The 12,968-nt window shown below is 32.0% G+C and carries 10 protein-coding genes; all 10 read left to right on the plus strand.

Going from position 1 to position 12,968, the window contains the following annotated elements; all coding sequences use genetic code 11:
* Positions 1-169 precede the first annotated feature (169 nt).
* The 10 genes from ABE048_RS00660 (at position 170) to hpf (ending at position 12,632) form a co-directional block, all read left to right on the plus strand.
* Positions 170-529, plus strand: coding sequence for a flagellar protein FlaG (locus ABE048_RS00660; protein WP_430308555.1), 360 nt, complete (start codon positions 170-172; stop codon positions 527-529).
* Between the two features lie 16 nt (positions 530-545).
* Complete coding sequence (gene fliD, locus ABE048_RS00665; RefSeq protein WP_430308556.1) at positions 546-3,065, plus strand: flagellar filament capping protein FliD; 2,520 nt, start codon at positions 546-548, stop codon at positions 3,063-3,065.
* A gap of 43 nt (positions 3,066-3,108) precedes the next feature.
* Positions 3,109-3,507 carry a flagellar export chaperone FliS gene (gene fliS, locus ABE048_RS00670; RefSeq protein WP_430308557.1) on the plus strand — a complete coding sequence of 133 codons (399 nt, stop codon included), beginning with the start codon at positions 3,109-3,111 and terminating at the stop codon, positions 3,505-3,507.
* A complete protein-coding gene (locus tag ABE048_RS00675) occupies positions 3,507-3,866 on the plus strand; it encodes a flagellar protein FliT (RefSeq protein WP_430308558.1) in 360 nt (119 codons plus the stop codon). The genes fliS and ABE048_RS00675 overlap by 1 nt, the downstream gene beginning before the upstream one ends.
* A gap of 119 nt (positions 3,867-3,985) precedes the next feature.
* Positions 3,986-4,807 carry a DUF2920 family protein gene (locus tag ABE048_RS00680; RefSeq protein WP_430308559.1) on the plus strand — a complete coding sequence of 274 codons (822 nt, stop codon included), beginning with the start codon at positions 3,986-3,988 and terminating at the stop codon, positions 4,805-4,807.
* Complete coding sequence (locus tag ABE048_RS00685) at positions 4,795-4,989, plus strand: hypothetical protein (protein ID WP_430308560.1); 195 nt, start codon at positions 4,795-4,797, stop codon at positions 4,987-4,989. The genes ABE048_RS00680 and ABE048_RS00685 overlap by 13 nt, the downstream gene beginning before the upstream one ends.
* 584 nt (positions 4,990-5,573) lie before the next feature.
* Positions 5,574-5,951: a PilZ domain-containing protein gene (locus ABE048_RS00690; protein WP_430308561.1), complete on the plus strand. Its 378-nt coding sequence runs from the start codon at positions 5,574-5,576 to the stop codon at positions 5,949-5,951.
* 228 nt (positions 5,952-6,179) lie between these two features.
* The gene (locus ABE048_RS00695) at positions 6,180-11,348 is read left to right on the plus strand and encodes a hypothetical protein (protein ID WP_430308562.1); all 5,169 of its coding nucleotides are present in this window, start codon (positions 6,180-6,182) and stop codon (positions 11,346-11,348) included.
* Positions 11,349-11,586: 238 nt separating this feature from the next.
* Positions 11,587-11,961, plus strand: coding sequence for a PilZ domain-containing protein (locus ABE048_RS00700; RefSeq protein ID WP_430308563.1), 375 nt, complete (start codon positions 11,587-11,589; stop codon positions 11,959-11,961).
* 110 nt (positions 11,962-12,071) lie between these two features.
* Positions 12,072-12,632 (plus strand): ribosome hibernation-promoting factor, HPF/YfiA family, encoded by a 561-nt coding sequence (hpf, locus tag ABE048_RS00705; protein ID WP_430308564.1) that lies wholly within the window; start codon positions 12,072-12,074, stop codon positions 12,630-12,632.
* Positions 12,633-12,968 lie beyond the last annotated feature (336 nt).

Genomic DNA, 12,968 nt, shown 5'->3' on the forward strand with positions numbered 1-12,968 from the left:
AATCAATTATCTATTCAGAGTAGAAAGATGATTGAAGGAAAGTATACTTTTAGCTAACGTGCCAAGATACATATAAAATACATTAGACAATATGTTAGATTGCTATAAAAGCGACAATCTCCTCCGATAAAATAAGTAAGTGATTATTAGTTCAGGAGGATTGATATCAATGAAAGTTACTTTTAGTGAGAACTCAAAAAAAATACAATTTGTTGGAAATAATAATTCTTCCACTGTTGAGCATCTTCAAAATGATTCAGAAAAATATCAAGTATCAGAAATGACAGATGAAAATGGACACCCTACGAAACAAGCTTATCAAACAGCGGTCAATAAATTAAATGAATTTATGGAGTATAGTCAAAAAAATTCAAAATTTGTCTTCCATAAAGAACTTGATCGTTATTATGTAGAGGTTGTTGATGCAAAAACACAAGAAGTTATAAAAGAAATTCCACCAAAGGAATTACTTGATGCTTATTATGAAATGCAAAAATTAGTAGGGAAAATATTTGATACACAAGCATAATTAAGGAGGAAAATTTATGACTTCAGTAAATAACACAAATAGTAGTTCAAAAGTAGCTTATTCTTATTTGCAACATAAAAATAAAATCAGTGGTCTAGTATCTGGTATGGATATCGATTCTATCATGGAAAAGCTAATGAAAGCTGAAAGTGCTCAAATGGAAAAACTTCAGCAACAAAAGCAAAAATATGAATGGAAACGTGACGCATATCGTGAAGTGAATACAACACTAACAAGTTTCCAACAAGGTTTATTTGACAATTATGGTAAAAATAGCAATTGGAATTCAAAAACAGTTAATGTTTCTCCTTCCAATGCAATATCAGTAATTGCTACTCCAAATGCTAACGGGAATTTAAGTATTACTGGTTCACAACAAGCCACATCTGCAAATAATAATTATAATAGTGGAAATGTTAAACAAGTACGTGTAACAGAAGATACAAAATTAGGTACTATACAAGGGTTAGATGTAGCTAATCTTAATATTTTTGGGCAAACATTTACAACAGATAATTCTTTAAAAGATGTGATAAATGTATTAGATACTAAAGGTTATCAAGCTAGTATTTATAATGGTAAATTAAGTATCTCTGCAAAAGATAATGCAACACCTTTCGCTGACGATACAGAACAAAGTAACACCATTGCAAGTTTAAATCAATTAGGCTTTAATGCGAAAACAAATCAACAATCTTCCAAATTAACATTAGTTTCTGATGGAACTACTGCAACAACTTCAAGTAAGTTATCAGATTTAGGAGTTTCTGCAGATGGAACAATGAAGATTACTGTGGGTGGAGAAGTAAAACAAGTTGCTTATACGAAAGATGATACGTTAAGTTCTTTTATGACGAAAATTAACAAAGAAACTGGACTAAGTGTTGGTTTAGCAGACGGTGTAATCACTTTGTCTTCTAGTGACAAAAAATCCATTGTTGTTGATGGTGCATCATCTCCAATTAGTTTTTCAAATAAAGTAGTACCTTTACAAATTAATCAAAAATCTTCTCAATTAAAATTAGCTGATGGTACAGTTGCTACAGGAACAGTTAAAATGTCTGAATTAGTAGGTGTTAGTTCGCCAGGAACAATGACATTTACAGTGAATGGTGCTACAAAAGAAGTTTCTTATAATGCTGATGATACTTTAGATTCAGTACTATCTAAGATCAATAAGGAAACGGGTTTAAATGCAACGTTGAAAGACGGTTCCATTACTTTATCTTCTAGTAGTAATGCACAATTTAGCGTAGATAGCTCTCCATTTACATTTAATAATGTACTTGGTTCTTTAAGTGGAGATACAATATATTCTTCAGATGTGTCTTCAGCAGGAACTGCTTTAAAAGGTTCAAATACTGTTGGTGAATTACTAGGGACAAACTCGACAAATACAAATAAATTCACATTACGTGCTATAAAAGAAGATGGAACAACAAAAGATACAACAATTGAATTTAAAAATACAGATACAATCGATTCAATCATTTCAAAAATTAATTCATCTGGTGCTGGAGTAACAGCAATTTTTAACAATGGTCAATTGAATATTTCAGCTAATAACACAGGGACTCGAGATGGAGATAAAGCAGAAGTAAGTTTACTTGCAGATAAAAATGTAGGACAAGGTAATGCTTTATTTACTGCACTAGGTGTAACAGGAATTACTGATACAGCTGAAGAAGTAAGCTTAGCTGATGGTGGTACAAATGCAAAATTAACTGTAAATGGTGTAACCTACGAGCAAAAATCTAATATATTTAATATAGCTGGTTATACAATTACAGCTACCGGAGATCTAGGAAGCTATGCTGATGATGGTACATTTACACCTGGCACAGCAGTAACTGTAAGTTCAACAACAAATGCAGACTCTATTGTTGATAAAGTAAAAGAGTTTGTTGATACTTATAATGGATTTATTAAAGATTTAAATACTCGTGTAACACAAAAGAAAAATGTTACTTATTCGCCTCTTACAGATGCTCAAAAGGCTGAAATGACAACTGATGAGATTGCGAAATGGGAAGAAAAAGCAAAAGCTGGTTTATTAAAAGGCGATCCAAGTATCAATTCTGCCCTTTCTTCAATGCGTACAGATTTATCACAATATGGTGGTAAAACAGGAGATACTCTGTATAATATTGGTATTACAACATCAAAAACATGGACTGAAAATGGTAAATTAGAAATTGATGAAGACAAATTACGTGCTGCTCTTGAAAAAGACCCAGAAATTGTTTCACGCATCTTTACAGGGGATAGTGCTGCAGGTCAAGAAGGAATCGTTGCTAAAATGCGTACAGCTTCTCAAACAGCTGTAAAGAATATTGAAGTAACTGCAGGTAAGGCAACATCGATATCAGAAAAATCGTATTCATTAGGACGAACAATTTCTGATTTAGATACAAAAATTTCCGATTGGAAAGATCGCTTAAATGATATCGAGGAACGTTATTGGAATCAATTCTCTGCAATGGAGAAAGCGATTCAAAGAGCAAATAGCCAATCATCTATTTTCTCACAAGGATAATTAAGTAAGTATTTTGGGTTTTATATAAAAGGAGTTGTTCAATTTGTCAGTACAGCAAGCATACAATGCTTACAAACAAAACAGTGTTACGACCGCGTCCCCAGGCGAACTGACATTAATGCTTTACAATGGTTGTATCAAATTTATCCATCAAGGGAAAAAGGCGATAGAAGCCAAAGATATTCAAAATCGAAACAAAAATATTCAAAAAGCACAAGCTATTATTTCAGAATTAATGGCTACATTAAATATGGATATTTCAATTTCAAAAGAAATGTTCACTTTATACGAATATATGCATCGTCGTTTAACAGATGCTAATATTAAAAATGATTCTGCTATTTTAGATGAAGTAGAAGGATTGGTAACCGAATTCCGTGACACTTGGAAAGAAGTTATTAAGATTAATCGCCAAAAACAGTATGTCGGAGATCAATTTTAATGGATCTACTTCAAGAGTTATTACAAGTTTCAGCCCAACTATATAAGCACTTAACAAAACTTCCTCCAGATAAAGAGCGCGATGACTATATCAAGAAAATGGATGATTATTTAGACAAGCGTGGATCAATTATTGAGCAATTACAACAGCTAAAAGTGAATCCGTTACCTGGGCATCCTTTTGAAAAGCAGTTACGTGAGCTTGACAAAGGTATACGTGATCACTTGCAAAAAGCAAAAGATGAGATTGCACAAGATATAAAGAATCTGCAAAAATCAAAAACATCTGAGCGCCGATACGTCGATCCTTATGCTAGTGTTCGTGTCATGGATGGTACTTATTTCGATGGAAGAAAATAACTGGTAAAAATATAAGGGGTACTTAAATGCTCTGGTAAAAGCTAATTTGTTTTTACTAGGGCTTTTAACATTATTCCTAGCGTTTATAGAGATGAGCAATTTTGGAAGGAGAAGTATTAATGGCTGAACAATATAGTATAAATATTCCTGCACATCAAAATATTTATACAGGCACTTCTAATAGAGAATTAAGAATTGATTTTTCCACTCCACAGAATGGAGTAAATGAAGAGACAGGATTGGTTGTATTTGTACCTGGCTTCGGAGGAAATATTGATTCTAAGGTTTATAAAAAAATGAGAGAGGTAATGGCAGATAAATACAATTTAATAACTATTCAATGTGAATATTTTGGAAGTAAATATATGCAATCTGCTGAAAGTTTTAATGTACAAGATACTAAATTTATAGAATCACTTCTTTCAGAGAATGAGTTACGAATGATAAAAGAAAAACCATCAAACTTATTAAATATACTTTCAAGTAAAGATATAGAGTTGCATGTGCTAGCAAATATAAATGAGGACTTAGAAGAATTCAATGATATGAGTTATATGCAAGCCATTGATATTATAACTGCAATAGAATCTGTTAAAATTATAATGGCTGATAATGATTTGAAATTTAATGAAAATAGAATAATTGGATATGGACATTCTCATGGAGCGTATTTATTGCATTTATGTAATATACTCGATCCATATTTATTTTCATTCATAATTGATAATTCTGCATGGACTCAGCCAGTATACTTATCACATAATAGAATTTTAGGCCAAAAAGTAAATAAATTAACTCTTGTAGTAAAATTTGATTACATAGCTAAAAAAATATTAAAAGATGCGAGTAGATTAAATCTAAAATCGTTATATCAAAGTTATAATAATATGGCTCAAATTCTAGCTTTTCAAGGTGAAAATGATAAGATGTGGATAATATAAAATATAAATCTAACACTCATGGCTTAAATGCAGATTTTTTGGAGTTATTTTCTTTTGCTTTAACATTAGAAAATCCTCTATATAAAATTTCTGATAAGAAATCAAAGTATGAAATAGTTCTAGGAGAACTTCATTTAGAGGTAGATAATACTTTAGGGTTGCCTGTATTTAAAATAATCTAAATCTTATCATTTCTAAAATGCCGTGCAAAATAGTAGTGCTGATGGAAGAAATTATAAGGTGTTTTGCAGAGAAATGACAAACAATATTAGAGTAATAGTAAAATAGCTTATGATTTGCTCACATCGATTCCCCCCCTAGTCTTAATGGATTAGGGGTTTTACATATCGAATATATACTATTTTATAATAGCTACAAATCAATGAAAGATAGCTAATGAGTTGATCAATATACATATGACTACCCCATATTTTAGAAATTGTTCAATTATGCAGTTTAAAATAAATATTATATATTGTTTAATAGAAGAGTAGAGTCTAAAAGCTAAAGACGGTGAGTCCTCAAATACATTGGCATTTCCTTCGTGCGATGTGAATTCAGTGAAGTTCTTTCATATCCTGCTGGAAAATGCTATGTGTACTACATACAATGATTGAAATCTTATTAAAATTATTAGAATAAATATTAAAGAAAAATCCTTATTTTTCAACTAGAAAACAAATATGAAATTCAGCTAGATTATATATTTTTCACAGTTAACATGTTATATAATTTGAAAATTCTTATCAATGAAGGAGGAGAAAATATGAAATTTAAACGTAAGGAATCCTTTCGCCATGCACTTGAACGAAATGTGACGGCAGAGTGCAAAATTCCTTCTATAAAAGAAGATAACGAAGTAATCGTAGAAACTGAGTCTTGTCGTTTGGTAGACTTGAGCCCAAGTGGTGCAAGAATTGCAATGCCTGTCAGTTTACCGGTAGAGGACCATCCATTAAATGTAGAGCTAAACTTTGTACTATATGCGAAACCTATTTGTGTAGAAGGTATGATCAAGTGGAAACGAATGCAAGGTGATGAATTTTTATATGGTATTGATCTAGAAGCTGATGAAGTGATGATGGAACTGATTATTTCAGAGCTAAAATTGCGAAGGCGCCAAGAAGTGAAAGAAAATTTGTAGCATGAATATAGTAGTTCTCACAGAAAGGGGTTCCTTTTTGTGAGGATTTTTTTGTTGTTTTAATTAAAATGCCATGAATTTACTATGTCTCTTAAAATTTTATAGCTGAAGCCGATATGAAAATTATAAGTTTATATATTTTAAATAAGATTCAATAATACCAATTCAATTAGCAATAGCTAAGAAAAAGATTGCTAAAATAATAGATATTGAAAAGGGAGGATTCTTGTGCGTATTAAATCATTCGTTTCAATGGGCGTAGCCGCTATGTTAATCGTACCAACACTTATAACAGCAGCGAATCCAGAGCTGGCACATGCAAAAACAACTTCATCTAAAAAAATTAGTTCAAAAGCAAAGTCAGTAATTGCAAAAATAAATGAGATTAACCCTAAAAAGTCCAACTATATTGCAAAAACCAAATCAGCCATTAGTGCTTATAAAAAATTATCTAGTAATGATAAAAGAATGGTCTCTAACTATGCTGCACTCCAAAAACATTGGAGTAGAATTCAACCATCTTTAAAGAAAATTAATTACCTTAATAAAAAAGTTGCAACCTTAAATTCGAAAAACTATGCAACAAAAATTGAAACACTCAAAAAACAATACGACAGTCTAAACAGAATTGAGAATTCAGCTGTCCCAAAAACAACTGTTACAAAGTTAAACTATTATGCTAATTTAAAGGCAAAGTCAGTAATCGCACAGATTAAAGCAATCAATCCGAAAAAATCAGATTACATTGCAAAAACGAAATCAGCGATGAGTGCCTATAACAAACTATCTAAAACGGATAAAAAGAAAGTTACAAACTATTCAACACTCAAAAAACATTGGAATAACATTCAGCCATACCTTAAAAAAATCGATACGTTTAACAAAAACGTTGCTACATTAAGCACAAAAAATTTCACAACCAAATCAGTAACTCTACAAAAACAATATGATAGCCTAGACGCCATTACCAAAGCAGCTGTCCCAAGCACAACCCTAAAAAAACTAAGCTACTACACTGACGTCATCGGTACACAAAAATTGATGTTGATGTCAACAGGGACACCAGATGGAATAACCATTTTAAATATCATTAATTCTTATAAAAAATTATCTGGTGCTCAACAATCATTGTTAAAAGATCTGATTAGCGATAATCCAGTTGCCCAAGCAAACCTTGATAAATATTTAGCCCTTGAAGATATTGTTAAAGACGCTGCTGACATTGAAAAACAATATGCTGCATTAAATCCAGCAAGTAAAACTTACGCTAAAGATTTAGTGACGGTTTTTAATAATTACAGTGCAGTAAAGGATAATTCAAAAGTTTATACAGATAAAAATAACGTTGTTACTACATTTAAAGTAAGTGAATTTGTACCTCAAGATAATAAAATTAATGAAATTGGGATAGCTTACGACGCACAAATTACTGCTAAGAATAACTTTACTAATGCTGTCAATGGATTAACAGGCTCTTCAACTAATAGTGATGTTCTAAATGTTGTAACAAATTATAAAAACATTCAAGCAAAGAGTCCTGCTAGTTCTTCTGTATCTGGCAATTACCCATCGTTGGCACCGATTGATTTAGTAGATAAAAATGTTATAACAACTTATAACAAATATTCATCAATACCAGATATCGTTACAAATTTTAATGCATTACCTACGCTAACTTTAACACCGGGTTCTTTAACTGCCACTGAAGTATCAAAAGCAGCTGATACGTTGACTCAATACAATAAATTAGGTGCAGACCAAAAACTCATTGTACAAAATGCACTTTCCACAAATGGTAAAAGTTATACTTCAGAAACAAAAAATATTTCAAGCGCACAAGCGATTGATAAAAGCTATGCAGCAGCTTTAAAAAATAAAGCGAAGCCAAGTTATTTTGTAGATTTACTGAAAGTGAATAGCACATATGATACTGCTACACCAGAGGTAAAACGCTTCGTGGTGAATGCAGTGAAGATTAGTGATATACCAAATCTTCCAGAATATAAAGATGCTCAAAAAGAAGTTTTGGATTTTACAGAAAAAGTAAATGCAATACCAACTGCTACGACAGCTGACGATGCTATCAGTAAAATTGGTTTAGCAACAACTGAATATAATAAAGTCTCATCTAAACCATCGTGGTTAGCTCTTGTCGACAAAAACGTATTAAAAACGTATAACGACTATGCACAAGTACCAGATGTTTTAAAATTAGTTGCTAAAATTCCTTCTTCTATTCCTAATCCTTATACAGCAAATCAAATTGCAAATATTACGTCAGCAATTAAAGCGTACAAAAAATTAGGAACACCGCAAAAACAAATTGTGGATTCAAAGTATCCTACTTTCGCAGATATTGTAGCAGATGAAGCAAATATCTCAGCGGCACAAAAAATAGATAGTTCGTATTTGAAATTGAAAAAATCAAGCAGTACCTACACTAAGGATGCTAAAGCAGTTTATTATTCATATGATGATGCTTCATCTGATGTGCAAAAATATGTTGTAAATAGTGGGAAAATAAAAGGGCTTTTGACAGATATAAAAGGTTCTCAAGATATTGCTGATACTTTTGAAAATAAAGTGAAAGCGTTAAGTAAAAAAAGTGTAATTTCAGATGTAGAGGGTGCGGTTGATTACTATAATACGTACATCAGTACAAACCCTAAAGTCAGCAATCTAGTCGATAAAACCATCATGAAAAAATACACTGATTACGCACCTGTTTCTAACGTCGTTAAATTACTCAGCCTTATTAAAGAATCGAATGTTAACTCACCATCTGTTACGCCAACTGATATAAAGTATATTCAACAGGCAACGATCGCTTATAATGCATTAAAGCCTGATCCAAAAATGATTATAGATGATGCAGACCGTTCTAAATTCCCATTCCTTTATGATGGAAAATATATTATAGAAGCTGCAGCTATTGACAAGGCTTATGAAAAGGTTAAACCGACAGATGCTAAATATGAATTAGAAATATTAGATGTCTATTACAAAATGTATGACCGTACACCTGCAATTGTACAAAAATATGTGGCAAATAAAGCAGAGCTTGATAAAATTGGTACACGCTATGCACCCCAATTGACAATTGCTAGAGATTTTGAAACGAAAGTAAGACAAATGTCTCATGTAAGTGAATCAGGCGGTACACCAACGATTAAAAGTGTTCGTAGCCTTGAAAAATACTATGATGATAACATTAAATATAATAAAATCAATGCAAAATATAATATTCCATTATCAACATTGATTGATCCAGGAATATTGGAAGATTATCGTAAATATTCATTAGTTTTAAAAATTCAAGATATTGCTAAAACGATATATGTACTATATGGGAAATTATTTAATGCTGAAAATGTAAACTTCGATAGCGTTAAAGATGATTTCTATTGTAAAGATGCTACTGGTTCACTTCAGGATACAAGTCGTTGTCATCAAACAACAGATGGAAAGATAGATGCAAGCTATTACGCACCATTTGTAAAAGGTTATACAGATTCAGGGAAAAGAACAGGAAATCCTATTAAAATATCAAATGCAGAAGATATTCAGGCTATCTATAAAGCTATCGATTACTATCAACAATTAGATGCACCACAACTTGCTATATTAGAGAAGGCACCACAATCACAAAACGATCATTATTACGAAGATCGATATAACGTTAAATATGATGGACCTCATGATGAAGAAGACGATGTCCATCCTTCTATTCCAATGAGCGATGATGAAATTGAAAACTTCCTAAAAGCGCAAGAAATCGATAAAGAATATGAAGCGCTAAAACCATCAAGCAAAACCTATATTCAAGATGCCATTGCTTTGTATTACAAATTTTACAAGGCAGGACGACCGGTTCAAATATATGTGATTCACGAAAAAGATATCAACGCTTTCAGTTCAAGTTATGATACAGCTAATTTAATTAAAGGGATAGAAGATTTCACAAACAAAGTCAATAAGTTATCAAATACTAGTCCATTAAGCGACATAACAGATGTTGTTTCTCTTTATAACAAGTTAAACGAAGCTCAATTATCTGTCATCGATCAAGGTGTATTAACAAAATACAATACTTATGCGCCTATTGCAGATATTATGACATTGACACCATCAGCTCCAGCCATCGGAAGCACATATAAGGATGCGGATATTGATGCTATGCTAAAGGCGATTGCGATTTACAAAAAACTAGCAAAAGACCCAAAAGCAATCGTAACAAAAGCAATAACCGATAATGGTTCAACTTATAAATTTTTAACACATGAAACAGAAATAAAAGCAGCTCAAAAAGTAGATAAAGCGTTCAAAGCATTAAATAAAACAGATGACAAATATGTAATCAATTTGAAAAAAGTCATCAAAGATTATGATGCCTTATCAAGTACTGCTCAAGGATATGTAACTTCTAAAGCAGCTATTGAAGCAGCTAAAATAAGTGCTGTTTATAAAACACCAAGTGATGCAGCGAAGGCTTTTGAAAAATTGATTGTTGGAAATAATGAAGATGATCCAAACGCTTGGCTTAATATGGATAAAATTCCTTATAGTATAATTAAAGGAGCTGTTGACAGTTATGAAGCTTTAAGTTCTAAAGCCAAATCATTAGTCGACAGTGACGTCATGAAAATTTATAATAAATATGCACCAATTGTAACGGTAGCGGAGGCTTTAAAAAATGTAACTCCTGCTAATATGAGTAGTTTCGTCGATGATGATGCATCTACGGGATATTATAAAAAGCAATACCCAAAAAGAGATATAGGTACTGAAATTTTAAATGCTATTCAGGTATATAACAAACTAGGAGCAGACCAAAAAGATATTGTTAAAGCTGAGTTAGATGATGTACATGAAGCTTTATTAAATGAAATTGACAATATCAAAGCTGCTCAAGCATTAGATAAAAAAATTGCAGCGATTAAGCCTCAATCTTCAAGCTATGTAAAAGGAATTATCGATGCACAAAAAACATTAAATGTAATGCCAAGAGAACAGAGAGTATATCTTCAAAATGCAGCTATTCTTAAAGACTATATAGGAGATAGTACATCTAATACATCTCAAACTCAAAAGGCTATTAATGATTTAACAAATTTCGAAAAAGGTGTTCAACAAGTTGACCAATGGACTTCTGAAATCCAAAAAGATAGCAATGGAAATATCGTTGGTACATGTACAGATACATCTACGAGTACGACTGGTGCTTGTAACACTTTAATTACGAATAAAATGAAAGAATTAAAAAATCAATTTGATCAATTAAACACACCAAGACTCGTTGATGGTGCAGAAACCAAACTAGCGTCATTAATTGATCGAACAATATTAGCACGTTATCAATATTTCCGTACAATATATGATGTAATCGAACAATTATAAAAACAATTAATGATAATGTAATTTACTTACAAGTTTTCTGCTTATTTATAGCCCCTTAAGTTGGACAATAAAGTCAACTTAAGGGGTTTTTCTTTTCCACGAAATATAAAATATACATATTTTTTATTAACAGTTACAAATTTGTTCAAATTAAATAAAATTTCTAAATATTTACTTTTGTTATTCGATATTAGAATGAGAGGATGTATCATACATATATAGTAAGAAGGTGGAATTAGTGGAATATCGACGCAAAGAATCTTTTCGGCATGTTTTGATTCATGAGGTACCAGTAACCTACAATTGCCGTAGGGATGGGGTGAATACATATTATCAAGGGAAGATTATTGATATCAGCCCTAGTGGATTAAAACTTTTTACGGAAGAAAACTTGCCTTGTGAGCAAGGGGAAGTGGAGATGGATTTGTCATTTAAGTTATATACAAAACCGATCAATACAAAGGGAGATGTTCGGTGGAAGAAGACGGTTGCTGGTGGTTATCAATATGGTATTGATATGAACATGTTGGATGAACATCAAGAATTAATCATTTCTGAACTAAAATTACGACGATGGAAGGAAGTTTTTGAGGAGAAAAGACAAAATTCGTGATTTTATTTTGTAAAAAGTACGTAAAAAATTAATTTTTTTTTCGGTTTTAAGAAGGAGTTTTTGGGGAAGTGTAGAATATGTAAGTATGGTTTAAAAAAGGAGGAGTTTACATGCTAACATTTAACATTCGCGGTGAAAACATTGAGGTAACTCCAGCAATTCGAGAGTATGTTGAGTCAAAGATCCAAAAATTAGAACGTTATTTTAATAATGATCTAAGCGCAACAGCAAACGTTAATCTGAAGGTGTACAATGACAAGAATACAAAAGTGGAAGTAACGATTCCTATGAAAAACTTAACATTGCGTGCAGAAGAACGTCATGGTGATATGTATGCAGCAGTGGACTTAATCACAGCTAAATTAGAACGTCAAATTCGTAAACATAAAACAAAAGTGAATCGTAAATTCCGTGACCGTGAAGGTGTGGGTCTATATTTCGCTGCTGTTCAATCTGAAAACTCTGCGACTACTGTAGCTGATGCAGAAGATGATTTAACAGTTGTGCGTACAAAACAATTTGCTTTAAAACCAATGGATCAAGAGGAAGCAATCTTACAAATGAACCTTCTTGGACATGATTTCTACATTTTCACAGATGCTGAATCCGATGCTACCAATATCGTATATAAACGTAAAGACGGTAAGTATGGTTTAATCGAAACTAACTAAATTCATGTGTAATCTTCATAGGTTACTTAATATGGCCCAGCTGACAAACTGATCAGCTGGGTTTTTATCTAGCAATAAAGGAAAGGCAAGAATCCATATTTCAAGGACCGAGGATATTAAAAAGTCAAAATAAATGATTTTATCAATTAAATTTTGGATCTCTATCTATGGAAAATAGCTGTGACAAAATTAGAAGGGCACTGAAAAAGTAAAAACAGCTGAATTTTTATGATAAAAATCTGGAGTGGCTATCTTAATAGAAGTGGAATTAGCGGAAACTCCTGTGGGAAAACGGACTAGACGAGACCCCGCCGAGCGGAACGGAGTCTAAGAACG

This window comes from Rummeliibacillus pycnus (assembly GCF_050459865.1).
Lineage (GTDB): Bacteria > Bacillota > Bacilli > Bacillales_A > Planococcaceae > Rummeliibacillus > Rummeliibacillus pycnus_B.

What these genes read in the sequence shown, in the direction of transcription:
- ABE048_RS00690 (WP_430308561.1), top strand. Translation starts at nt 5,574, where the DNA reads ATGAAATTTAAACGTAAGGAATCCTTTCGCCATGCACTTGAACGAAAT.
- fliD (WP_430308556.1), top strand. Translation starts at nt 546, where the DNA reads ATGACTTCAGTAAATAACACAAATAGTAGTTCAAAAGTAGCTTATTCT.
- ABE048_RS00680 (WP_430308559.1), top strand. Translation starts at nt 3,986, where the DNA reads ATGGCTGAACAATATAGTATAAATATTCCTGCACATCAAAATATTTAT.
- hpf (WP_430308564.1), top strand. Translation starts at nt 12,072, where the DNA reads ATGCTAACATTTAACATTCGCGGTGAAAACATTGAGGTAACTCCAGCA.
- ABE048_RS00675 (WP_430308558.1), top strand. Translation starts at nt 3,507, where the DNA reads ATGGATCTACTTCAAGAGTTATTACAAGTTTCAGCCCAACTATATAAG.
- ABE048_RS00660 (WP_430308555.1), top strand. Translation starts at nt 170, where the DNA reads ATGAAAGTTACTTTTAGTGAGAACTCAAAAAAAATACAATTTGTTGGA.